This window comes from Mesorhizobium sp. B2-8-9, assembly GCF_006439475.1.
Taxonomy (GTDB): domain Bacteria; phylum Pseudomonadota; class Alphaproteobacteria; order Rhizobiales; family Rhizobiaceae; genus Mesorhizobium.
On record NZ_VFTQ01000001.1, the window covers coordinates 86,225 to 110,071 of the forward strand.

Below are 23,847 nucleotides of genomic sequence, written 5' to 3' on the forward strand. Positions count from 1 at the left end.
CGAGTACCTAGAAGCAAGTAGGCACTATGCCATCTCTCGATATCGACCAGGTGGCGGAGTCCGCAGCATGCAAAAACTATCTATCGTGTCTTTGATTGTGCATCGACGGCAGGGGTACGAACTGAAAGGAACTGCTCAAGAGCCGATCCAATCTGTCTGTCAGTTCTGCGGGTCACGTGCCGGGACGGTGTAACTCGACGGGAGAAGCCGCTCGCGAGCGCGCGCTCAACAGCGCGGCAGTGAGCGAGCGGCGTAGGGGGGGGTTGGCGTGAAAGGGATTGAAGCGTCGGGCTCGAGGCCTTTATCGAGCGGGGGTTACATTCGCTTCGGCAGCGTGGAACGACACACGATCGATGTCTTTGAGCTGAACCCCGGACGTTGCGAGGCAGTGCTGAAGAAACCCCAAATCGGCTGGGCGCAAGCTCGCTTGACTTAGATCGGGCTACGCTAATGTTCGCCCCTCAATCAGACATGGTCTAACACAAAAGTTTCGATAGCCCGCCCCCTCAGCACCAGATCCAAGGTTTCGCCTTGCCGACCCATCTACTTGGCAGGGCCGCCCAAGGCGGTCCATGGCCAGTCTTGAAACAATGGCGACCCGCAAAGCACCTGCATGATCAGGGCACAGGAGCGATCTCCAATGACTTCTCCGCTCAATTGCCTCCGCGCCTCAAACCGGAACTCGCCTGAGAAGCCCGCGTCGGATGAGATCGATGCTGGCGGCAAATGCGCCTGCAAAGTCATTTAACGCATGGACCTCCTCCACAAGCTCAAAGGAGAAGGGGCCCGAATAGCCGCCATCGAGTAGCGTCCGGATTTGGCTGCAATTGTCCGAGCCGCCCAGGATGCGATCCGGGCGAATCCAGAAGGTTGGATCGTTTATGCTCGAAATGTGCACGAGACCGGTCAAGTCGCAGAAGAAGGACGTCTCGCTGGCAAGCGTGTGGTGGAATGTATCGTGGACAAGCCGGAAGGCGGACTGGCCATCAACCGAGGCAATGGCGCTAGCCGCTTCTTTTTTCGACCGAAGTGAGGAGGTCTGGAACCCAAGCGGCTCGATATACCCAACGAGACCCCGCGACTGAAGTATTGGCTTTAGCGCCTTTAAGGCGACGCGGAGATTGCCTTGGCGCTCGGCATTGGCGGACCGCGAACCGTCGTTCACCGGCACCAGCATGAGCGCCTGGGCGCCGCAGGCGGCCGCATAATCGGCGAGCTTGCTGGCCTCGGCTTTGCGGGCGGGAGTCCACTCGTCGAATCGCTGCAAGGCGTTGACTGAGATAATCGTGACTCCCGCTTCGGCAGCGGCAGCCCGGATATCCGCCGACGGCTTGCCGCGCACAACAGCCTTGCTGCAAGGATTAGTCCGGACTTGCACGTCGGTCAGACCGAGATCGCGGGCGAGTGCGAGGAACGTCATGACGTCAAGCCCAGGTGTCGCCATATGGTCGAGCGCAAACCGAAGCGGCGCCAGGCGCACGGAGTGGCGTTCTTTCATCAAGGCGGCCGCCATTCGCGGCTCACTGGCCGTTTCTCGATTTTCAAGGCCGAAATGTTCGGCATAGGGAGGCGAGCCGGTCGAAGTCACCCGCTCTCTATTCATAGGATTGTCTATCATTGTGAGCCGACTTTCACGCAACGGGTACCACCGCGCCTCTTGAGACATTCATCTGCTAAGCGAAATGACCGAAGATGGATCCAGCCTACCCAGCCGCTTCTGCAGAGTGAGTACCAGGCCGCAAGGATGCTGAACCGCTCCGGAGCCAAACTGATGTGGCCGGCTGCTCCGCCGTAGCGAGGTGGACGGCCAGTGCAATCATAGGGCCTCCCCGACCTCTCCCTCAGGCTCTGATTCAATCCAGGACGCGCTGCTGTGCGGCCTTTAATGGCTCTGGGCACAAGGCCAACGCGTCGGCGAGCGTATTGAACGCAATCGGGGCGACCGCCGGCGAGACTGCGGGCGACAACATAGAGTCGCCGAGCACCAGGCGTTATCGCCAGCACAAAAGCCGCGGCAAGGCGTGGGGCGAGTTGCGTCAAATTTGTCATGGTGGTCGATACCAACGAAGTTTATGTTGCTAAGGGATGAAGGAGGCGACCTCACGGTCAGATGCCCGCTCGCTCGCTGCGAGGCCCGCAGCCACTCCGGCACGGTCGGCCGCGTTCCGATTCTGGCTCATCTTGCGCTTGCCCTCGATCCTCGTGATCGACATGCGCAGACCCACAATTCCGCGGAGTTGGGCCTGCACGAAATCCGACGGCGCATCCGACACCGCCCAGGGCGAGACGCGCTCACCCTCTTGGTGGTCGGTCAGGCGATTCACGGCCTCCAGCAGCCTCCCGGTGTCCTCGAAGAACTCGACCGGGCCATAGGCGTGGACGGTGACGTAATTCCAGGTAGGCACAACCTTCCCGGTTTCCTGTTTGGTCGCATACCACGCCGGGGTCACGTAAGCTTCCGGCCCCATGAAGATGGCCAGACCGTCGCCCAGCGGGGGAACACGGCACTGTGGATTGGCCTTGGCGAGATGGCCGTAGATCACGCCGTGCTCGCCCTCGCTTTCATCAAGCAAGAGGGGCAGCGGCGAGGCGAAGAGTCCCTCGGCCGTCGCGGTGACGAAGTTCGCCAGAGGAGATGCGCGGACGCTCGCCCGCAGGAAATCCATATCATCATCGCGGAAGGCGGGAGGGGTGTACATCGGGGGAACTCCGTGTGTGCGCTGCAGGTCGGGATACCGGCAATCTGACCCTCAGGAAACAGCCAGTTAATTACAAATGAAGTCGTCCAGTTGGTGAAGTGACCTGGCGAGCCCAGATCATCGGGCCAACTATCTTAGTGGCCCAACAGTCGTAGAGGGCCGTGTGTCCAGCTTGCGTAGCCCAGCAGGACCTGTGTGACGCCGAGCTGGCGCCGTCCTCCCGGGTTGGCAAAATTAATTAGGACACAGCATGTGCCGCCGAGCCGCTGGCGGTGTCGGCGGCAAGCTCGCGACCCGCAGATATGGCTGCGTACCGATCTGCTCGGGAAGTTAGCCTTCGAAGGAGGCGGAGAGCTCCCCCGACGGGTGAGCATACGCCTCTCGATCGACATCTCTGATAGGCTTCCGTGCTGCCGGCCTGCCTATCAGGCCGCGCATGCAGGCCAGCTCAGCCGCGATGACAGGGATGGCACGTTCCTCAACCGACCCGCCTGGCGGAACTGGCGACCGAGGCTTTTGCGGTGGTGATTTCCTGTTCGTAAACCTTACACCCTGGTGCAAGCTCTCTCAGACCGCTCACGAGCATCTTAGCTGCGTCCTCGAGCGCTCCCTCCGGCATCGCTGCTAAGCTTTCCAAAATAAACCACATGCGGCCGCCCACCGTCTCCAACCGGGTGCGCGTGCCCTGCCGCCAGTTCCAGCGGCGACATGTAACTGCCAGATCGTCGCGCCAGATGACCTCCCCCTTGGAAGGCTGTTCGACGACCGCTTCGCCATTCAAAACAGTGTGGAAGCACTCCGTTCCTTCCGCAATTGTCAGCCGTGGTTTACCGACGTATGCATCGAAATTTTCGCCGCCGACGGGTATTGCGAAACGCAGGCTCACTGCATTGTAGAGGTCAACGACAGGATTTATCGATGGGATGCGGCCGTCCCTCTCCACCCGTTTTTTCAATGCGTGCGCCGAGCACGGCGTCCGGTTTGGTTTTGCTCCGAATCGGACGTATGCCTCCGCCCAATTGGCTAAGTGCGCTTCTCCCCAGGCGGGTCCTCCCGCTCGGACGAAATCGCAAGCCTCTCCCAACACGTCTCGAGCCATGACGCCTCGCGCACTGTCCTGTGCATCAACAAGAATGCTGATAGCGCGAAAGTCAGGTGCGATCTCTGCCATTTCCTCGTCGATCAGCGGAAAATCCATCAACGCTTTCTCCTTTAAGCCGGCCGCACGGCGCCTTGCTTCCACTGGATGTAGGAGTCTCGTCGAGAACTCTCTTCGCCAGGTCGCAGGGTCAGAGTACTGCCCTGGACCCTGACTGGGCGACAGGGCCAGTCATGGCAAGTCTTGCTGATCCAGTCTGCGATCGCTGCCGGCGTGACTCTGGGGTCACGAGCCAGGCCTGTGCACCGTCAGGCCGGTTATTGAGGATGTTGCCGAGTGCTCGCAAGGCTTTTTACCCGTTGAACAGCGCCAGTAAGGAGCCGAACGCCATTCTCGATCTGCCGAATGGTCAGGGCGGAATAGCCCATCACCAGTCCAATCCGGTCAGCACGGCCTTCATCTCGAATGTATAGTGATGAAATCGGATGGATGCCCACCCCGACCCGCCGCGCCTCTTCAACCAGGATGTCCTCCAGCGAGCGAGAAAGATCCTTGAACCAGACGACGACATGCAGCCCTGCATCAGCACCCTCGATGACAATACTGTCTGCGAACGCGCGTTGAAGGACGGCAAGCAGCGCCTCTCGACGCTCGCCGTTGAGACGGCGGACGCGTCGCACATGGCTTTCATAACCACCGCTCTCGATAAGTGAGGCCAGGGCCTCCTGTTCGGCAACCGGAGAATGCCTGTCGAGAAGCTGCTTGGCCGTCGCAAAGACATCTTGCAACTCGGCCGGAACCACCAGGTAGCCGATGCGCAGCATCGGCGACAGTGTCTTGGAGATCGTCCCAACATAGATCACGGAACTGCGGTCTTCCAGCTTGTGCAACGGGGGCACCGGACGAATGTCGTACCGGTACTCGCCATCGTAATCGTCCTCGATGATATAGGCGTCGTTGCGCCGAGCCCATTCGAGAAGCTGATAGCGCCGCGAAATCGACAAGACGCCGCCGAGCGGGAACTGGTGCGACGGGGTGACATAGGCCAGCCGCGCCGGAATTTCCTGCAGCAGCTCCGTCTTCATGCCCTCGCTATCGACGGCGACGGCCACTGGAGTGGCTCCTGTGCTGGCAAAGACCAGGCGCGCCATTCTATAGCAGGGATCCTCGATCACGAAGCTGTCAGCAGGATCCAGCAGCAGACGCGCGCAAAGGTCCAGGCACTGTTGTGATCCACTCACGACGAGGATCTGCTCGACCCGGCAGCTAAGCGTTCGGGCGCGCCACAAATATCCCTGCAACGCCTGGCGCAAGCGATGCGAGCCGCGTGGATCGTGATAGGCCAGCCTTCCGGTACTTTGTGACATCGCCGCGTTCATCGCGCGCTTCCACGTCAGTGCAGGGAAATCAGATGGTGCGAGGTCGCCGTAGCGGAAATCGACCTTGAGACGGTTGGGGAGGTAGTCGGACCGTGGCGGACTGGCGCGCAGTCGCTCGCCGTAACTGGAAAGGTGAATCGGGCCAGTCCGTTTCGGCACCGCGCTGGTCGCTTTACTCCCGACTAGCGAAGCTGCAACGCGAGGTCTTGCGCCTTGGATGACCTCAATGAAACCCTCGGCGACCAGCTGGTCATATGCCACCGTCACCGTGGTTCGCGACACACCGAGTTCATTTGCGAGGCCCCGGGACGACGGCAGTTGGCTGCCCGTTTCATAGATGCCGCCCAGGATCTGCTCGCGAAGAGCTTCGCAGATCTGGCGCGCGCCCAGACCTTGAGGGCGAGCTGTCGAAGCGGCAGGAGAAGGCTGGACCATTTCTTTCATCGCCAACTGAACGTTCCATCTGAGTTAGTGTGACGGCATTGTCCCCGAAATCAAGAGGGCTAAAGCCGATGGCCAGCGCCGAAGATCCGCTTGAAAACGAGGCAATATCAATGCCATTCCGGAACGAGGTCGACCTCGCATTTGCCACCCGGGTCATCCATCACGGCTACGATCCGGCCGGCTTTTCCAATTCCGTTCAGACGCCTGTGTTTCTTACATCGACCTAGATTTGAAGGCGTGGCAGCAAACGAAGCCGCCGCAGCCCTTGGCGGAAGACTTCTACGCACGCGAATACAACCCGACGACTGGGGTCCTCGAAAAGCGGCTCGCCAATCTCGAAGGAGCCGATGCTGGGCTGGTACTCGCCTCGGGGATGGCGGCCTTCGGCACGCTGATCCTTTCGCTGCTTTCGCAAGGTGACGAACTCATCGTCCACAACACCGTTTATGCCAATGCACTCGCCATGGTCGAACAGGGCCTGCCGCATTTTGACTAAGGTCGTTGCCCTCGACCTGTCAAATCCCAGTAATCTCAAGGGGGCCATCACCGAAAAGGACTCGGCTCGTTTTCTTCGAGACGCCGATCAACCCGTTGAGCCGTATCCTCGACATCGCTGCCATTGCCAAACACGCCCACTCTCGCGGCGTGAAGGTCGCGGTCGACAGCACCTTCGCCTCGCCCGCCCTCCAGCGTCCGCTGGAACTCGGAGCTGACATCGTGATCCATTCGCTGACCAAGTACATCAACGGACATGGCGATGCGCGGGGCGGTGTCATACTCGGCGATGCGAAGACATTGCACCTGTTGCGCGAAACTGGCCTGCGCTATCCGACCCGGGCAGCGCTCTCGCCCATGTCCGCGTTCCTGATCTTGCGCGGGCTGAAGACACTCACGCTGCGTATGGAGCGTCACAGTGCCTCTGGGCTCGCGGTCGCCCAGGCGCTCGACGCACCGGGCTGTGGCTTGGGTTAGCTATCCGTTTCTCCGCTCTCATCCCGACCATGAGATCGCGCGCAGACAGATGTCGAACGGCTCAGGCATGTTGGCTCTCCAAACGGGGTTCGAGGGCGCGCGCCGTATGATGGACGGTCTCACGTTGATCACCAGGGCAGTCAGCCTTGGCGATGCTGACCGTCTCATTTATCATCCGGCAAGCCTGACCCGCTCGCGCAAGTTAATCTGCAAGGACGCGCATTTGCCTGAAGCAGTCGGCGACGACCTCATGCGCCTGTGGGTAGGACTTGAAGACGCCGTCGCTGCCGTCACTATCGCTTGGCGTAAACCGCGAGCGGGACTCGTCCACCCGTTTCGTCCAGCGCCTCGGAAAAGCCCGACGGCGTTCCTCGCGTGACAGATACATGTAAGTGCCGGTGCTGCCGAGCAGGCCGATGGAATCCACCTTTGCTGCACAGGGCGCCGATTTGATCACCGATCTCAAGCAGGCGAACGTGGGCGCTTTGCGCACCGATGAAGCGGTAAAATATGCAAGTGATGCGAAGGCCCTCGGCGCAGCCGCGGGATTTTCGCCGCTTTGTCCTACAGTCCGCTCACTGAGGACGAGGTTTTCGAGCATTTTTACGACAGTGGCGCGCGAAAGTGGCCTTCCGATCGTGATCTACGACGATCCTGCAAACACGCATTTTCGCTTCACGCCAGCACTCATCCGCGTCTGGGACAGCTGCCTGAGATCCTCGCTATGAAAAACTCAGCGGACCGGGGCGATGCTATCGAAGGCCAACTTGCGTACCAGAAAGAAATATTGCCGAAAGAATTCTCAATCGGCTACAGCGGCGACTGGAACGTCACGGCGGCCCTGATCGCGGGCGCCGATGCATGGTACAGCGTCCTCGGTGGCATCTTGCCGGAGCCCTGCCTGGGGATCGTCAGAGCGGCTCGGCACGGCGACCACACAGAAGTACACGGGTTAGACGCTACGCTGGCCCGGTGTGGGAGCTTTTTAAAACGTTCTCGAGCCTTCGCATTGTCTACGCTATCGCAGAGCTCCTCGAAATCTGTTCCGCCCAGCCCCCACGGCCAATCAAGCCGGTTTCCGCTGCCGCGAAGTACCAGGTCGCCGAAGTCCCGGCCCGTTTAGGATCAGGTGCCCCAATCGTAAGCCCCGCTTTCGAGTGGTGTGCTGACCACCGACGGATTACAGCTCTCGACCCCTACCCAGCGAGCTCACCGTGTGTGCCGAGGGAGCGCAGCACCTCCCGTCCCTCGGGACCACATCCTTGCTCAGCGGCTTGCGAGGCCAGCTCTCACTGCGGCACAGTTCTGGCAAAATGTCATCGTCCGAGCATGCTACTCCTCCTGATTGTGTCAAGTTTAAATCAAATTGTCCTATGTATGTTCACCGTTGCGCGACACTGACCTCGTAGAGGGCTGACGCGGCGGCTACTGAGAGGTTAAATGAAGAGCGATTTTTCCGCGGCCCGGGTGCATTTAGATCGGGCGTACCACTATCTTGGTGGTGATGACCCGATGAGCCAGACGGGGCGTGAAGCCTTGGACGCTATAATTGAGGCGGTCGCCTTCGAAGAATTCAAACAGCCCCGCCAACAGGCGGAGGTGCTACCATTTCCGGATGTGCGTCGCTTCTGAGACGATCGCCCTAGCTATTGACCTGTGGAGCAAATCCTCCCTGCTCCCCAGGCATAACCGGATGGGTAATAGCCATGAAGGCCTGGGGCGCGCATCCACGATGCCGGGCAGGTAGCGAACCCCATGGCCGGGGACCACGCGGTCGATTGGGCCAAGGTCCTGTCCGAAGCGCTGAGGAGAGTTTCCTTTCGGGCGAGACCGTGACGTCTGTCGCCAGACGAGGGGGCGTGCGCCGGCGAGCCTCGGCGTGGCGCGCCGAAGCGGTGCCGTACGCCGTTCGGCGGCCTTGTTTGTTGAGAATGCCGGCGATGACGGCGTCGGGTATGCGGTGCAAGCCCCCGCAGCAGCACCAGCGTGTGCTCGTCCGTACGACGAGGAGCGGGCCAGCGGGCCGACGCACATATCTACTTTGAACGCTCCGGCTGGCCCCCGTCTGGAAAAATTCCCGAAAATTGGCGCGATCGAAGCTTTTGAGCGGTGTTCGCTATAACCTTCACATCAATCACCGCGCCAATCCGTCAGGCGCGAGGCTCGCGCGGGCAAGTCGATGTTGCATTAGTTAATCCTCCGGGGAATCCGCAAAAGCGCCGGCAGCAACAGCAGCAAAAGTGAGCCAGAGCCACATCTCAGTGGAAACCGCCGGTCAGCTCTCGTCGAAATTCGACTGCAATGTCTTCAACCAGCTCTCTTTCGTATCCCCGGCACGAAGATTACCCTCCAGCACAAGCTCGGGGACGGTTTCAATTGTCGCACTGAATTGCCGACCAATATTTGCGATCGCCCCATTTTTGTCTTGCTTGTCAAGAAGCTCTACAAGCTGTCTCATATCAGTTATAATACATGATAGACGCTCCGGCCGTTGCAAATCCAAAAGACGTACATATCTCGTTCGGATGTTGAACTCATGAACGAGATCCAGCATTTTTCCATTGTTTCCACCCTCTGCGATCTTCTCATAAAATACCTCGAGGAACTCCCCAAACAAAATACAGTCGTTAGAGCTGGGGATCGTAGGAAGCGTCGACCACGGCTTGGAATGCTCATCTGGGCCTTCCCTGAAAACACCCTGAAGTATTGCGTTGGCAACACCATACTCATCTGATAATTGCTTTGTATCCAGCTTTCTTGTGTAGTAGCCATTGCGAGGAGATCCGACGATGTACTTTTCGGTTTCGATCTGAATCAATGCCTCGCGTAACGGGGTAACGCTCGTTTTCAGGGTAACGCTGATTAGACGTGGGTCGAGTCGCGTATCGGGGGGCACCTTAAAATCGACGATAAGTTTCTTCAATGCTTTATAGAGTCGATTGGCCTTGGACCGATCCCATCCTGGTGTATCTTCGTGCTGCCTATACATGCCTTCTCCTGGGAGAATGGTTTCTGCTATTCAAAGAAGCTTGGGCTGCAGCCCCACTCCTGGTGTCCCTCGCCCGCCCGATCTGCCCTTACAACCCGGGGGAGCCGGTTAGATGGGGCTGATCCTCGTGCGCGCAAGTGACATTTTTGCCCCACGGGGACATTTGAACCTCGCCGCCACATCAAACGGTGAGCCAAAGCGGCCGCTTTGAAGCTGGCCTCAGCGAGCTTCGCCATGCCATCGGTATCGTTCTTGTTTCGTTAAGTTTCGCTTAAGGCGCACCAGAACCTGGTCGTCGCCGGCCAGACCGGGATCGAAAGTCATGGCTGGCCTGCGCCTTCGACCGTCAGGCGGCACGGCTCGATCATTCCGTGCTCTACCTGCGCGTTTTACGGCTCTCCGAGGGATTTGCGTTCGCCCGCATTGATGGCCGCTGCCGCCGCCTCATCTACAAGCTCACGCGCGTGCGGCTCCTCATCCTCGACGACTTCGGAACGCACTCCCTCATTGAGGAGCAGCACTTCCATCTGTTCGAAATCGTCGAGAAACGCTATCGACGCAAACCACCCTGATCACCGCCTGTTGCCAGATGGCATCATCGCCGAGCTAAATATCAGGGGCCGCCGCCATTCTCGACAGGCTCGCTCACCGCAGCGCTCCAGTGCGAAAGCAAAGCCGCTGCGTCTCCTATGAAGTCAGTGCGTGTCGCAGCCTCACTTTGCCAGAGCGCCGCCTCTATTCACTTCCCATGGTATATTAGTGAACAAATGTCCGCGTACTTAGCATCACGTCGTTCGCTGCCTGCAGTGCCTGCCCCCGTCACCTTCCGCCCTTCCATTGTGGAGAATCTGATCCAAGTGGCCAGCCGAGGTGTTCATGGGGCGCGCGATTGCGGGTAATCCTCTACGCTCCACTCGTCATTATTGCACGTCCGATAGCCAAGGCAATTCTGGGCAGCGCTGACATTTCCGCAAACACGCGCCGCACGATTTCCTCGGCGATCCGCTCCGGGGTCGACGTGGGCTCGTCTTCGGCCGGGACGAACGATGCCATGCCGGCGAGGCATTCGCGCAGCATGCGCCACGACCTTCGCCGCAGCGGGAACTGGCTTCATGTACATGCGCAAATTAGTCCTAAAGAAGATCGAGTGCGCGATCAAAATCATCGTCGACACCAGACGCGGGCACCAAGCGCTAGATTCCTTCCACCGTCATGATTGCTGACAACGGCCTTTGGCGTAGAAATTGGCCCGCCACTCGATCGGCGATCGAGGCACTTGGACTGCGGATATCAGGTGCAAGAGGCGGACTTGACGCCCTGACGGGCCGCATTTTTGCCTGGACGCGCCGGCGCGTCTGGAACGACCCGATCGCGAACGACGTGTGGCAGCGCTTCGATCGGGTCGACCTTGCGCCGGCCGATGCGGTCTGATCCTGTAAGCTCAGGCGCCCTCGACCAGCGCGCGCCGGGCATGGGTGTTGCCGGCCGTTGCGATGCGGCCCGCGCCAGACGGTCTCGCCACTCGATTGCTCGCCGGGACCAGGCCGAAGTAGGCCATGAGCCGGCGTGGATTGAAGAAGCGGGTGAAGTCGCCGACTTCCGCAACCAGCACCACGGCATTGGCTGACGCGATACCGCGTATTGCCTGCAGGCATCACCCACCGAGCGCCGGTTCATTCCGGGATCGGCTGAGTATCTGTTACTGGACCTGCTGCAGGCGCCGTTCCGCATCATGACGGCATCGACGTAGTCCTGAATCCGACCTGCTGAGCGGGATGTTCGAAGGCCAATGTCAAAAGCAATCGGCAGCAAGCCATTCGCCAGGCCGCCCCACGCTCTTGCTTATGCCCGTGACGCAGCAGAAATCGCGAAGACGTTCATGCGCTCGCGTCAATATCTGTCGCACGACGGGGCTACACAGGCGATCAGGTCGCGAATGGCTTCGTGATCGTTATGGGCACCCAGACGGGGGTCAACTCTCCGGCCCGATTGCGGCGGGCGAGCATGGTGGCATCCCGACGGTTTATCTTCACCCGATCGCCGGCCGCCTCGGAATCAGCGATGACGCCACCACGTCGCAGCGATGACTCAGGCTTGTGAGTTGGCGATAACGGCCATAACCGCACGCGCCGGTCTCCTAGCCAAACGCTAGCGGCTTGCCGGAATGCCCAGACGGTTGCAGAGCTTTTTGATGGCATCAGTGTCATTGGGAATCTCGCCGAAATATTCCAGCGATCCGCCGCGTCAGCTCGCTGCCACCGCGATCGAAATCCGCTCCTTGTGAATATCCACATATGGCCCGCCTCTTGTGCATGAGGCACTGCGCCGGCCAGCTGGCTTAACCCTCGGCCGTTGCTTATCGGATGACGGGCCACCCTCAGGCCCAGCAGTCATAAGGGGTACGTGGAGTCGCCGCGGCTCCTGACGCTATCACATCAATCCAGAAGTTGAACAATAAGTCAGACTATCTTATCAATAGGCTCTTATGCCTCTTCAACTGTAGGCGACATGCCCGATTGCATCGTTTCGCGCAAAAATAGTCGGATATATTTAGAAATATACTTATATTCTCTTGCCTTCTAACTGGCACAAACCTATCTGCTGCAAATGCCGGTTCTACTGATCCAGGCATTCCACTCGACCAACATTCAAAGGAATATGTTCATGCCCCAAACTGAACCCTCTGCGTGGCAGAAACTTCGTCAACATTTCTCCCGCACTCCGAAGTCGAAGAACTGGGGCAAGCGCATCGCAATCGGCGGCATTGCGGTCGTCACGCTTGCCAGCGTCGGCGTCTCTGGCGCGCTCAGCCAGGGTTACGGAGGCGTGCAGCGCTTCGACGTCGGCGGCGGCCACGGCGGACCCGACATGCACATGCAGACCGGCCTCCGCCATGGGACGGGCTACTGCGCGCATGACTTAGGGTCCAAGCTCGTTGATCTTGACATCACGCCCGAGCAGGAAGAAGAGTTGGCGGCGATCACCGACCAGGTCCATAACCATATTCGCCTCATCAAGCAGGGCTTAATCCAGGCGCACAATGATCTCGCCGAGCTGCTCAGCGCGTCAACCCTCGATCCCGACGCAGTGGAGGAGGTGCGCGCCGAGATTGTCGAGTGGGCCGGCGAGGCTTTGCGCGCGCTGACGACCGATCTGCTGGATGCCACCGAGGTGTTGACGGCCGAGCAGCTTGAGCAGTTGCTCGACGATTTCGGGGATCTCGAAGATCGCGGATAAGCTCTGTACGAGCACAGGTTCGAACGGAGCGGACAAACGAGCATGGCGGACCAGGTCCTCATCGTCGATGAAGACAGGCGGCTGTCCGCCATGCTCGCGGAATATCTGACGGGTTACGGGTTTCGTGTGCTAACGGCGGACACGGGGGGGGGCATTGCCGACATCGCGCGGCAGTACCCCCCAAGCCGTAATTCTCGATGTCAGACTGGTCAGTCTACAGCGGGCCGAATGTGGGCCGTGGCAAGATTCCCCCCGGTTGGCAATCTGCTGCTTTCAGTCTGAAAGATCTTGCCCGTTTGCTCGCCGACAACAAGCCTGTGGTGTTCCTTGCAGGCCGCGCAGAGCTTGGTCCGCGTGCCTTGGGAGGCAGAAGCATTCTGGCGGCTGCGACTTCGCCGGAAATGAAGGACCATCTCAACAAGATCAAAGTGCGAGAGCACTTCCGGCCGGTAGCGCCAATATGCTTGGAGGATCGTGCACCTGACATGTTTGACCCCGGCACGCCGGATCCTTACATGCTGTTCGACCACCGAACCCGTTCAGAGTGGAAAGAAATAATCCCGGCGGTCGTCCATCTCGACGGAACTGCGCGACTTCAGACGGTTTCAAGAGCTTCCGAACACCCAATTTGCAGAACTTCTCATAGAGTACGAGAAACTCACGGGCATTTCGCTGCTCTGCAACACGAGTGCAAATCTCAATGGACGTGGTTTTTTTCCGGATGCTGCTGCCGCCTGTGAGTGGGGCTGCGTAGACCACGTTTGGTGCGATGGGTTGCTTTTGACCAAGACAAGTCAATTCGAGGGCTGACCGAGCCGCAGCCAAGGTTCCTGCATCGCCGGCGTTGAGCGCGGCTGCGACAATCATCGGGTCGCACATCCATGGAGCTGTTCCTTGGCTGGCGTCGATCACCACATAAGGTCACGTGGGCACACAGGCTAGCGTGCCGTCTCCTTCCTGAGCCGCCGGGGTGACATGCGACCGATCATTTCAACGTCGTAGTTGGCGTCATCGCAAGAGTATCCGGCGGCCTGAATGGTCTAGATCACAGCCTCATCGAGGAACGGTTCGTTGCACGAAATCGCTCGTAGGAAAATGGCGACAGGTCCAGTGTCTGAAACCCGCCGCGGATGCATCAATAACGTTCAATGGAAGAACTGACCGGTCAGGTTCGTTGCCCGCCATACCTCAGGGGTGAGCATCCGACGCCTCCCGATGCGCCGAAGGCCGACGTAAGCCACTTTAGCAACGTTGGACGGATGAACGAGGTTCGATATCCCGAAGCTTGCGCTTCCTCTTGGTTTCCGCAATCCTGACAGGATGCGACTTTCGCGTATTGCTTTGCGCTGGCAACAGTTCGGTTGGGCCAAAAGCCCGCCGCTGCGGTTGACTGAAAGCCGCCATTGACTGTCGCTGCGCCGCGACCGTCCTCGAGATGCGTGAGAACACTAGGCGCGCGATAGACACGCTACACCCTTCATCGCCGCTGAGTTGGAGAGAGCAAAACTGCGCAGAGAACGGCTCCAAACCCGACAGTGACGCGCAAATCCTTTGCTGAAGAGCTAGAAAGCGCCTCGCAACTGAGGATGCGCTCATCAGCATTGCTGCAGAGATGAAAGTGGGCGGTCGGAGGTCATTCAAATCGTGTTGCGCAAGTGGGAGCTCAAGCGGCTTGTAGAAGCGAACACCCGGCTAAGGACACTGCACGATAACAGGCGTTTCGTGCTCCGCGATGCCAAACAGTTTCAATTCGACAATCCCCAATTCGAATGCGACCGGGACGCCCTTTCCGGCACCAAGTGCTCGGTAGAAACCGGTGGCGAACGCGATCGCCGCCTCGTCACTGATTGTCGTGCGCATGCCGATGACGAAGGGGACATGCCGGGCAATCGCAAGAGCCTGGTTTTCAGAAAAGCAAGCGTTGAGCAGGACACACCGGACTTTCTCGCCCGCCGCCGCGAACAGCGCGGCCAACGCGTCGGGGTCGATTTCGTGGCTCGTGCCATCGGATGCTTCCACACAGATTGCACCATCAGCAGTACCGTGGCCGGAGAAGTGCACATAGGCCGGTTCGAGCTCAAGCAGTGCCCGCACCATGTCCTTGGCACGGACTGCTCCGCGTGCTTGGAGGTCAAACCGCTCGCGGTATCCTGCCGTTGCCAGCTCTTCTCGAATGTCCCGCAATTCCCTGTCGAGCCGCAACCGAGTTCTGTCCGAGGGATTGGCCGCTAGAAAGAGTATCCGGAGCTTCGTAGCCGTCTCGACAGCTAGTGCGCTCAGATAGGTCACATAGTCCATTGTACTGTCGGCCCAGAGCGCGATACCATCGAAGAAATCGGCTTCTGCGCGTTCGTAGCGACGCTGCGCTTCCTCCGTCCCGAAATGTTCACGCGAGACAGTTGGGTTGCGCGAATCTCTGATCGCCTGCGCGAACTCACGGCACCCCTTCCACTGCTGGCTGGAATCCCCTCCGGTCACCCGTCTGGCCTTCTCCCGCACAAGGCTTTCAATCAGCTCGACCTCCGCGTCCCTGGGCCATTCTTCGGGCGTGATACCCGTGTCTTCCTTACGGTAGTGTCCAGCGGTACGCTTCGCCCTGGCCTTGAGCGAGCCAATAAGGCTTTTTAGCCCACTTCCGTTCGCGTCGATTTCCGTCTTAGCCACGCTAATCCCCAATGCAGCGCATGCCGAGCAATGTACCCGTCGTGAGGCGCGAGCTTAACCTTAAAGCGAGCTGTGTTCGCCTGAACCGATTCGAGCCGACGTCTCTTGCGATCCGCTGCCGCCACCACCTGCCGATGGGATCGCTGGGATCTTCTCGGCGGAGCTGCGCTTCCTAGCGCCAATGCCGCGGCCCGCTCGAACGCTGTTCGGTCGCCACGAACTTTCAGCAGAATACCCCGTCGCCTTGATCGACCATACGTCGCCTCGTGGGTCGACAATTGGTAGGCAAGTTCATACGGTTTAGCTTCCAGTTCAAGAGCAGTGATGGAGAATTGCATGAACCAGCCAACTCTGCCGCCTTCTGAGCGGAATTACTTGAACTTTGTCCTCAGAAACGCGAGCCAGGGAAGCGAGGAGGCCTAGGTCCGATGTTTCAGGCGCCACGGTTTGATTGCCCCCGGCCAGCCCTTGCTCTTGGCTCGACCGCACCCATTCTGATTTCGGAGTAGACAATGTCGCGCATCGATAGCCTGCGCAGCGAACTCGCTCGGCTTAAGCAATCGGAAGGGCGGCTTCGGAAGGAACTCGCCGGGCACGAGGCAACAGTTGCTTTGGCGCGGAAAGATGCCGGTTCGAAGCGTCAGTCGGCGGCGCGGTCCCGCAATGCGTCGTCGATCAATTCCTATCTCCGCTCGGCTGTGTCACTCGACCACAAGGCCACCGAAACCGGTAAGAAGGCTGCCGCGGTCGCCGAGAAAATCGGTCGCAACGCCAAGGACCAAGCGAGGAAGCAGGCAGCGATCGCTAGCGCGGAAGAAGACCTGCGCAAGGAACGCGAGCGCGCCGACAAGAAGCGCCGACGTGAGGAACTCACTCACGCGCGTCAGGTTCACGGGCTCCTGCAGTCGGCCCCGCATCTCGCGCGTATCCCCGAGCCCAAACCCGAACGGCTCCGAGTCCTCTACGTCACAGCCAATCCCGAAGCGACCGAACGCATCTACCAGCGCGACGACGGGTCAGTCGTCGAGGAGGGCCGCTGGCTCCAGACCGACCGTGAGGTGCGGGACGTTCTCAAGGCACTCAAGAGTGCGCTGCATCGCGATCTCATCGATCTCGAGCATCTTCCGGCAGCGACGTTCGCCGATCTGATCGATGGGACAAACGAACGACGTCCGCATGTTATCCATTTTTCGGGTCATGCCGCCGAGGGCGCCTTGCTATTTGACGACGGGCTTGTCCACAGTACTCAAGCACGACCGATACCGCTGCAGTGGATTGCCGATCTGCTGGCGGCAACGACAACGCCACCGATTCTCGTTGTCCTCAATGCGTGCGACAGTCTCGTCGGCGCCGAAGCGCTGCTCGAAACGGTCCCTGTTATTATCGGAATGCGTGGTGAAGTCGGGGATATTGGCGCCAGGGTATTCGCAGTGCGTTTTTATGCAGCGATCGCTGAGGGACAGCCGGCGGGGATGGCTTTGCAGCAGGCCAGACTTGGCCTCAAGGACGCCTTGCTGCTGGACGACGCCTCCTTGCTCGAGTCGTTGTCACGATCGGGGATAGACCTTGATCAGGTTGTGTTGGTGAAGGGGCAAACGCCAGCCGCCTGAGACTGATAGTTCGTGCCGGCGCGTCCGGACCAAAATGGAACTGGGGGACTGATGAGTAGCGACGACAACGCTGAACGCGACAAGGGTCTCGTCTTTGTGGATACCGCTTTCGACCGACGGCCCGCGACCCATGTGATGATCATTGGCGTCGGCGCGTTTCAGAGCAAGAAGCTGAAGCCGGTTACTTCACCGCCGATCTCGGCACGCGCTATCGCCGACTGGTTTCTCGATCAGAAGGCCGGATTCACCAACCCGGAGCGGCCGCTCGGGAGCCTTGCACTGGCCCTCTCTGAAACGCCCCCTGGGCAGGCTGGCGCCCAATATGCAAGCGTAACCGTGCCACGAGCGACGTTTGCCGAGGTGAAGGCTGCAGTGAAGGACTGGGTCAAGCGGGCCAATACGCACAAGGACAACGTGATGGTGCTGTTCCTTTCAAGCCACGGCGAGAGCTTCGGTCGGAGGACAGCCTTCTTACTTGAAGACTACGACACAGACCCGCTTGAGCAGACCGCCGGAATGACCGAGATCGAGCAGTTCATTACAGCGCTCGAGAACGCTGTGCCGACGTCGCAGCTGTTATTGTTCGATTGCTGCCGTTTGAAGACCTCGTTGGGGCTGCCTGCCGAAGAGGAGTTCGGCACCAAGCTGATCTCGCTTTCACGAGCGCGGGACGACCACGGTGGAACGCGCCACCAATGGGCGCTCTGCTCAACTAGCCTCTATGAGGAGGCCGACGGTCGGCGCGATAAGACAACTGTCTTCACCGACAGTTTGCTCCGAGCGCTCAACGGTGCCGCGGCCGACGTGTCGGGGGCACGCTGGCCGGTTCGACCCGGCATTCTCGTTGACCGGCTCACTCAGTTTCTAAGGCTCTTTGCTCGACCAGACGGGTCGTTGCAGACGCCGGCGGGCCGAGCCGCTGGAAGCTTTGCGATCACCTATCCTGGCGGCCTTGATCGGGTGAAAACCTATGTCAGTCTTTCCGATCGAGCCCGATGGCCACGCTGTCGCACCGTCATCTCAGACCATCGGGAGGTCGTGTCTACGAAAACTGCGGGCGAGGCCGCGCCCTTCTTCGCGGAGTTTGACCTCGAAGAACTGAAGACAGTGACGATTTCAATTGATCGGGACGGCAAGGCTCTTGGGTCAGAGATACTTACCCCTCGCGCTCCCGTGGCATTCGTCGAAATCGGAGCGGTACCGACCGTCGAAACCGCCTCGCCAGTCCCGCGTCGCGGCCCCGGCGCCGAATTGGTTTTTGAGTTTACTGCCGCAGCGGAGGTAGGGGCCGGCTTCGTCGTCGCATTGTCGCGGCGCGACGGCAACAACCCCGGTCCACTGAAACCAGTAGTCGGCGGCACTCGCGAAAAGCTGCGCCTTGACGTCGAGCCGGGTGCCTACAGCGCCGTCATTACGCTTCCCGACGGGACGAGCGTCAGCAGGGAACTCCAAGCCGAGCAAGGCGCGAGTGTCCATAGCCTGATTGTCAGCGGCCCTTCCCTGCATGAATGGCTGGGGTATGCGACCTTAGCCGGCGCGCTTCTTGCCAGCACCTCAATATCCCAGGGGCCAGACGCGGTCAGCGCACCTCGATTTCCACAGCAGCCTCTCAACCCTAGGGGACCGACGGTCACCAGTGTCGCCCGTTCAATGCCGGCCCCCTCGTTCTCCGAACTCGTCGGGGTAATGGCCAAGCCGCGCGACGCAGCCCGCCTAGGTGCGGCAGGCCCGCGAACACCCGCCTTGCGGGAGGCAGCGGGCGATCGGGACTTTCTTCGCTTTGATGTGCCCGAGCACAATCCTCTGGTCTTCGAGGACGCCTACACGCAGCGCAGCGGGCCGCTCTGGGCCGTCCTTGGATTCGGTACCCGCATCGAAGCGGCCTTTCTGCCGCAGTTGGGCCGGCCGAGCGACCCAAACGAATGGTCCGCTCACCTAATCGTCGCCGCCGCTCCAGCAGAAGGGCGAGCCGCGACGTCGGGCATCGTCGAGTCATACCGATGGTCCGGCCTGCTGGCGTTCCTCGCTTCGCGCGACTTCGAGCGTGGCTCCGAGGTTCTCAAGGTCATGCAAGGAGAGGTCCGCGAGGCCGTCCGCAGCAAGATGACCAACCCGCTTGCGGCCGTGGCGGGTGCTCTAATCGCAGTGGGAGCCGGAGCATCGGAGCTTGTGCCACGGCAATGGCTCGAGAACATCACCAACCGGTTTCCGCAAATCCCCGACGGGCCTATTATCCTGGCGCGTCGCCTGATGACCGAGAGGTCGCCCGACTTCGATCGTATCTCCGAATTGCTCGAACAAGGGTTCAGCCGCGGCGTGCCATTTTTCTCGCTCACCTGCGACTGGCTGGCCCGCGGTCTTGAATCGGTTCCTGGGTCGCAGGAGGAGTCTTCAGAGGAGCGAGGGCTGGTCCGGCGGGTCGCGGCTCGCGTCGATCCGCAACAGGCCTTCACAGTGGTCAAGCTTACTCCATGAGGTAGCTCAATGTTCACACTCACCATGAATCCGGCGTCTGAGGGCGATGCGCTTGTCCTCGCCTGGGGCGATGAGGACCATTCGTATCACGCCCTGGTCGATCTCGGCCGCACAAAGGACTACGGCACTGCCCGGCCTGCGCTAAAGGAGATGAGCAACTGCGAACTCTTCGTAATCAGCCACATCGATGCCGATCACATCGAAGGAGCCATGCCTTTGGTGCGCGAGGCGGCGGCGCCGTTCAATCCCAAAGAGGTGTGGTTCAATGCCTACCATCAGCTTGTCGAAGCGCGTGACCGCATTACAGCGGGTCTCGAAACCGAGCCACTCAACGCCGAGCAGGGCGAAAAGCTTTCGTCCGGCATCGATAAGTTCAATTGGAAATGGAACTCCCGCTTCGCCAGCCGCATAGCCTCACGTGGGAGCCCGGAGGCAAGTGGCGAAATTAGCTTCGCCGGGCTCGCGATTCGCCTACTCTCGCCCAACGATGCAGATCTTGCCGCGCTGATCCCGCGTTGGATGGACGAACTTGAAGCCAATGGACTCCGCCCATTCGACCCTGACCACGGAATGGGCGAACCTGGCTCAGGCCGCGAGCCCTTGTCCGGGCTGGACGTCGAGCAACTCGCCTCCAAACGCTTCAAGGAAGACACCGCCGCGCCTAATCGCAGCAGCATCGCCTTCATTGCCGAGTTCGGCGGTCGCCGCGTCCTTTTGGGCGCCGATGCCCATCCGGGCATCATGGAGCGCGCTTTGCGGGAGCTCGGAGCGAGCGAGGCCGAACCCTATCCCCTCGCTTGCTTCAAAGTCTCCCATCACGGCAGCAAGGCCAATACCTCGCCAGAGATTCTTAGGATTCTCGATTGCACGGCATTCGCCTTTTCGACGGATGGCTCGCGCCACAACCACCCCGATCCCGAAACTATCGCAAGAATCCTTGTGAATGACCCGGTGCGTCAAAAGGTTCTCTATTTCAATTATGCGCAAGAGAACACCACGATCTGGAACGACCCCGAGACAATGCGCCGCTTCAATTACCACTGCGTGTTTCCTGCCCAAGGCGAGCAGGGCTTGGTCATTTCTATCTGAGGGGAGTGGTCGCGTTCTCTTCCTCAGGGCAAAATCTGGGCACGGTCATCGGTCTTGTGATGATCATTACATGCCATGTTGCCGCATCGCGATCTGTTGGCCAAATGAGGTTGGAGCGGGCGTGAAAAAGCCATCGCAACCCCTGCCTTCCTATCGACCGCAGCCATACGAAGGCTGTTCAGGACCCAGTGATAGCAAGTTCCTCGTGCAATGCGGCGTACAACATATTCCCTCTCGCGTTCAACAAGGATACGAGTTCGGCTTCGGTTGCATGTTCGACTTGCTCTCGACTTCCATATCCGTTTTTCCACAACTCGAGGATTTCGCCGCGCGCTAAGACGATAGGTAATTCAGTCAAGGAGAAGGCTGCGCCGGGTATTCCAAGGTCAAGGCGTTTAAGCAAAGTACTCACCTCATCGGGATCATCAGCTCGACCAAGAACGATCGCAGCTATTCGGAGCACCGAGTCCAACAGGAAGCGGGTACCGTCAGCAAAACCCCTTATGTCGCCATGACGAATGGGCGAAAACGGATTGGTGGTGTAGCCAGTCTCAATATCCGTGATTGTAACGCCTTCGATCCAGTCCGAAACGATGAGCGCACGTTTGCAGCGACCGTAATATTTCACATCGCTTTCCGCACGATGCCATAGGGCACGCGCCACATGTTGGCCAAAGCGTTGCGAAACTTGTTGCTGCCGTTGCGGCTCACCGCGTCTTGTTTGAGGCGTGTAGTCTTCATCGCGTTCGGGCAGCGCTTCCAATAAAACGAGAACCGTCTCTAGTCCTATCGAATCCGGCGGCAATTGGCGTAGCAGCTCAACAGCCTGCATACTGGATTCCAAGCTGAGGGGTGACTCGCCGCAGGCGCGCCCTAGAGGCGTTAGCCTCAGCCTTCCATCGCGCTCATCAATCAACCCATCGTGCTGCATCCTCGTCATCAAATTGAGGAGCCGGGTTGACATGCTGCCGCGCCAGGCGGGATCTCTCAGCGAGGCAAGAAATCCTCCATAGGTGTTTGCCACCAGATCGACAACTGCATTGCTTGGAATATCCTTTACCTGCGCCAGAAGTCTAACGACCCACGTGCCCGGGCTTCTTTCGTCGAAGGAAGACTGGATGCGTTCGGGACGTCCCTGAACGTAGCGCCGGAAGAGATTCTCTCGCTCCATGCCGGTGTCGGCGAGAACTATGGCTTTGCCTTCTGTCTCGTAGCCCAGGCGACCTGCACGGCCCGCCATGTTCTTATACTGAGCGACAGTGTAAGGCTGCGGCTCCACTCCGCGAAATTCCGTTTCCGCCACGATGACGGTCGAAGCCGGCGTGTTTACGCCGGCAGCTACGGTGCTTGTCGCCACCAAAACCTGAATCCCACCGTTTGGGTCGCGAAAGCCTCTCTCCACGATCATGCGTTCTTCGCGATTAAGATCACCGTTGTGAAAGGCAACGCCGCCGTTGAGCGCGCGGCGAAGGCGTTCGGACATATCCGAACGATCCATTCCCGGCAGCATGTCCGCGATTGTTTGTGCTGGCGGCAAACCCAACTCGGCCGCGAGATATTCCGCGCAACCGGCGGATGGTCCTCTCGCGTTACGAAAGACGATGACCTTTTCGCCCTGACCGGCGAGATGCCGAACCAGCGGTACGAGAACGTCTTGGGAAGATGGCTTATCCCGGCGCTGCCGTATCTCGCAGCGTGCGAACAACTGCGCGACCTCCACCTCACCATTAGGACGCTGCAACTTCCACACGCCGCTCCGATCAATGACACCTTCTGTCAAGGGAACCGGACGCTCGGTCGTAAGGAGAAGTTCACAATCAAGCCAGCGCTCAAAGTTGTTTGTGTCGCCGATTACCGCACTCAGGGTCACCAACTGAGGTGCAATCCCCCGCTCGCGTGCGCTCAAAAGATTGGTGAGGATTAGCTCCACAACCATCCCACGACCCGGCTCTGTGATAAACTGTCCTTCGTCAATCACCACCAGACCGATTTGGTGAAGGATGTGCGGAGAGGAAACTGACAGAGCCAAAAACTTCTCATAAGTGAAGAAGGCTATGTCGTACTTGCCCCTTAGAACGTCGCCAACCTGATCTTGCCAATCGCCGCTGCATCGGGCGATGCGCAGATTCAAAAGGTCGCCATAGAGCGCAGAGAAATCTTCGAATTTTTCATTGACCAGCGCTTTGTAAGGGAGGAGGAAAACCGCCTTCTTTCCCTCGCCGATTGCTTTCAGTGCTGCCATCTCGCCGACAAACGTTTTGCCGGCACTTGTCGGCGCTACGACGAGAAGAGATTTTCCATCGAGCACGCCATGGCTATTCACAGTGGCGATCTGCAATGAATTCAGACCGGCGGGGAAACGATCGCTCCAAGCGTTCAGCGCATTCTGAGGAATTCCGTAGGCCGAAAGCTCCCCAATTGGACCTGAAACAGTGACCGTGCCCCTTTCGGGATAGAGCGCGCGGTAGCATTTACCGCGCATACCTTTCGGCAGGGTTAGCTCTCCTTCGACATGACCGAACATCACCGGAGTCTGTTCGTAACCGAATCGGGCTGCGTTGGCGCGGACCATTTGCACAACGCGGTCCACCATCGCAACCACGCTCACCGGCCCATCACTCTCCAGTATGCAATCCAAAATCGCCTTCGTAAAAAGACCGTGGCGTGTTTGGGGGTCTTCGAGGGCCTCCTCGTTTGGATTGCATGCAGCGAAAAGAATACGGCCCTGTCCACCAACTTCGGCGAGCGGCATCCCCGCTGCGCGCGGAATGTATCCGACATCCAGAACGCGTGCCGGCGCGCCACCGCTAAAGCAGCAATCTAGCAAAAGCAGGACAGCGCGCGCTCGCGAAGTCCGAAACTTCGCGGCAATCTCCGTCATGTCTATTGTCGTTCCCGGAACGTCGTCAGAGCGCGTATCCGTTAAAACTAATCGGTGGTCTTGCGTGCCGTGGCCGGCAAAAAACAGGATGACGACGTCATCTTCTGATGCACCGTCGAGCACATCGTCAAAGATGGCCGAAACCCTCGCATAAGTCGCGTCGTGGTCAGTGATAAGCGTTGGCTGAAACCGGTCAATAGAATCCGACAGCACCGCGCACATAGTCGAAGCATCACCCACAGCGCCGCTCAGTTCCCGCGCAAGCGGATCAAGATGTTTGTTGATTCCGATAAACGCTGCGCGGATCAT

Annotated in this window: 15 protein-coding genes and 2 pseudogenes; 9 read left to right on the forward strand and 8 right to left on the reverse strand. The window is 59.3% G+C overall.

Features of this window, described 5'->3' with window-relative positions; genetic code table 11:
• Nucleotides 1–670: 670 nt before the first annotated feature.
• The 4 genes from FJ423_RS00400 to FJ423_RS00415 all read right to left on the reverse strand — a co-directional run bounded on the left by FJ423_RS00400 (nucleotide 671) and on the right by FJ423_RS00415 (nucleotide 5,621).
• The gene (locus FJ423_RS00400; RefSeq protein WP_064994854.1) at nucleotides 671–1,513 is read right to left on the reverse strand and encodes a TIM barrel protein; all 843 of its coding nucleotides are present in this window, start codon (nucleotides 1,511–1,513) and stop codon (nucleotides 671–673) included.
• A gap of 565 nt (nucleotides 1,514–2,078) precedes the next feature.
• Nucleotides 2,079–2,699 carry an FMN-binding negative transcriptional regulator gene (locus FJ423_RS00405; protein WP_064994855.1) on the reverse strand — a complete coding sequence of 207 codons (621 nt, stop codon included), beginning with the start codon at nucleotides 2,697–2,699 and terminating at the stop codon, nucleotides 2,079–2,081.
• Nucleotides 2,700–3,177: 478 nt separating this feature from the next.
• Complete coding sequence (locus FJ423_RS00410) at nucleotides 3,178–3,900, reverse strand: B3/4 domain-containing protein (protein ID WP_176479568.1); 723 nt, start codon at nucleotides 3,898–3,900, stop codon at nucleotides 3,178–3,180.
• 215 nt (nucleotides 3,901–4,115) lie between these two features.
• On the reverse strand, nucleotides 4,116–5,621 hold the full coding sequence (locus FJ423_RS00415) for a PLP-dependent aminotransferase family protein (protein WP_064994856.1): 1,506 nt from the start codon (nucleotides 5,619–5,621) through the stop codon (nucleotides 4,116–4,118).
• A gap of 110 nt (nucleotides 5,622–5,731) precedes the next feature.
• Between FJ423_RS00415 and FJ423_RS00420 the strand changes: the two are divergent.
• The 3 genes and pseudogenes from FJ423_RS00420 (at nucleotide 5,732) to FJ423_RS00430 (ending at nucleotide 8,225) form a co-directional block, all read left to right on the forward strand.
• A pseudogene (locus tag FJ423_RS00420) lies at nucleotides 5,732–6,972 on the forward strand (aminotransferase class I/II-fold pyridoxal phosphate-dependent enzyme).
• Between the two features lie 37 nt (nucleotides 6,973–7,009).
• Nucleotides 7,010–7,321 (forward strand): dihydrodipicolinate synthase family protein, encoded by a 312-nt coding sequence (locus FJ423_RS00425; RefSeq protein WP_140688030.1) that lies wholly within the window; start codon nucleotides 7,010–7,012, stop codon nucleotides 7,319–7,321.
• A 712-nt stretch (nucleotides 7,322–8,033) separates the two neighbouring features.
• The gene (locus FJ423_RS00430; protein WP_013533545.1) at nucleotides 8,034–8,225 is read left to right on the forward strand and encodes a hypothetical protein; all 192 of its coding nucleotides are present in this window, start codon (nucleotides 8,034–8,036) and stop codon (nucleotides 8,223–8,225) included.
• 643 nt (nucleotides 8,226–8,868) lie between these two features.
• Here FJ423_RS00430 and FJ423_RS00435 read toward each other — a convergent pair.
• Nucleotides 8,869–9,582: a GntR family transcriptional regulator gene (locus FJ423_RS00435; protein WP_064994861.1), complete on the reverse strand. Its 714-nt coding sequence runs from the start codon at nucleotides 9,580–9,582 to the stop codon at nucleotides 8,869–8,871.
• Between the two features lie 326 nt (nucleotides 9,583–9,908).
• Between FJ423_RS00435 and FJ423_RS00445 the strand changes: the two genes are divergently transcribed.
• A complete protein-coding gene (locus FJ423_RS00445) occupies nucleotides 9,909–10,154 on the forward strand; it encodes an ATP-binding protein (RefSeq protein WP_280952669.1) in 246 nt (81 codons plus the stop codon).
• 869 nt (nucleotides 10,155–11,023) lie between these two features.
• On the opposite strand, the gene FJ423_RS00450 is transcribed toward FJ423_RS00445, so the two are convergent.
• Nucleotides 11,024–11,233: a transposase gene (locus FJ423_RS00450; protein WP_084016086.1), complete on the reverse strand. Its 210-nt coding sequence runs from the start codon at nucleotides 11,231–11,233 to the stop codon at nucleotides 11,024–11,026.
• A 1,013-nt stretch (nucleotides 11,234–12,246) separates the two neighbouring features.
• Here FJ423_RS00450 and FJ423_RS00455 point away from each other — a divergent pair.
• Nucleotides 12,247–12,819 (forward strand): periplasmic heavy metal sensor, encoded by a 573-nt coding sequence (locus FJ423_RS00455; RefSeq protein WP_064994874.1) that lies wholly within the window; start codon nucleotides 12,247–12,249, stop codon nucleotides 12,817–12,819.
• A 203-nt stretch (nucleotides 12,820–13,022) separates the two neighbouring features.
• Nucleotides 13,023–13,629: pseudogene (locus FJ423_RS00460) on the forward strand (carbamoyltransferase C-terminal domain-containing protein); the annotation flags it as partial.
• 882 nt (nucleotides 13,630–14,511) lie between these two features.
• Here FJ423_RS00460 and FJ423_RS00465 read toward each other — a convergent pair.
• Nucleotides 14,512–15,483, reverse strand: coding sequence for a CHAT domain-containing protein (locus FJ423_RS00465; RefSeq protein ID WP_064994875.1), 972 nt, complete (start codon nucleotides 15,481–15,483; stop codon nucleotides 14,512–14,514).
• A gap of 512 nt (nucleotides 15,484–15,995) precedes the next feature.
• Here FJ423_RS00465 and FJ423_RS00470 point away from each other — a divergent pair.
• The 3 genes from FJ423_RS00470 to FJ423_RS00480 are packed head-to-tail and all read left to right on the forward strand — an operon-like array spanning nucleotide 15,996 to nucleotide 20,657.
• On the forward strand, nucleotides 15,996–17,093 hold the full coding sequence (locus FJ423_RS00470) for a CHAT domain-containing protein (protein ID WP_064994865.1): 1,098 nt from the start codon (nucleotides 15,996–15,998) through the stop codon (nucleotides 17,091–17,093).
• 51 nt (nucleotides 17,094–17,144) lie between these two features.
• On the forward strand, nucleotides 17,145–19,568 hold the full coding sequence (locus FJ423_RS00475) for a caspase family protein (protein WP_064994866.1): 2,424 nt from the start codon (nucleotides 17,145–17,147) through the stop codon (nucleotides 19,566–19,568).
• A 9-nt stretch (nucleotides 19,569–19,577) separates the two neighbouring features.
• A complete protein-coding gene (locus tag FJ423_RS00480; protein WP_064994867.1) occupies nucleotides 19,578–20,657 on the forward strand; it encodes a hypothetical protein in 1,080 nt (359 codons plus the stop codon).
• A gap of 178 nt (nucleotides 20,658–20,835) precedes the next feature.
• Here FJ423_RS00480 and FJ423_RS00485 read toward each other — a convergent pair whose 3' ends face one another.
• The gene (locus tag FJ423_RS00485) at nucleotides 20,836–23,847 is read right to left on the reverse strand and encodes a DEAD/DEAH box helicase (RefSeq protein ID WP_064994868.1); all 3,012 of its coding nucleotides are present in this window, start codon (nucleotides 23,845–23,847) and stop codon (nucleotides 20,836–20,838) included.

Bases quoted from the DNA above. Each gene is read 5' to 3' on its own strand.
- FJ423_RS00425 (WP_140688030.1), top strand. From the start codon at position 7,010: ATGGAATCCACCTTTGCTGCACAGGGCGCCGATTTGATCACCGATCTC.
- FJ423_RS00430 (WP_013533545.1), top strand. From the start codon at position 8,034: ATGAAGAGCGATTTTTCCGCGGCCCGGGTGCATTTAGATCGGGCGTAC.
- FJ423_RS00405 (WP_064994855.1), bottom strand. From the start codon at position 2,699: ATGTACACCCCTCCCGCCTTCCGCGATGATGATATGGATTTCCTGCGG.
- FJ423_RS00455 (WP_064994874.1), top strand. From the start codon at position 12,247: ATGCCCCAAACTGAACCCTCTGCGTGGCAGAAACTTCGTCAACATTTC.
- FJ423_RS00475 (WP_064994866.1), top strand. From the start codon at position 17,145: ATGAGTAGCGACGACAACGCTGAACGCGACAAGGGTCTCGTCTTTGTG.
- FJ423_RS00485 (WP_064994868.1), bottom strand. From the start codon at position 23,847: ATGATCCGCGCAGCGTTTATCGGAATCAACAAACATCTTGATCCGCTT.
- FJ423_RS00435 (WP_064994861.1), bottom strand. From the start codon at position 9,582: ATGTATAGGCAGCACGAAGATACACCAGGATGGGATCGGTCCAAGGCC.
- FJ423_RS00480 (WP_064994867.1), top strand. From the start codon at position 19,578: ATGTTCACACTCACCATGAATCCGGCGTCTGAGGGCGATGCGCTTGTC.
- FJ423_RS00400 (WP_064994854.1), bottom strand. From the start codon at position 1,513: ATGGCGGCCGCCTTGATGAAAGAACGCCACTCCGTGCGCCTGGCGCCG.
- FJ423_RS00470 (WP_064994865.1), top strand. From the start codon at position 15,996: ATGTCGCGCATCGATAGCCTGCGCAGCGAACTCGCTCGGCTTAAGCAA.
- FJ423_RS00415 (WP_064994856.1), bottom strand. From the start codon at position 5,621: ATGAAAGAAATGGTCCAGCCTTCTCCTGCCGCTTCGACAGCTCGCCCT.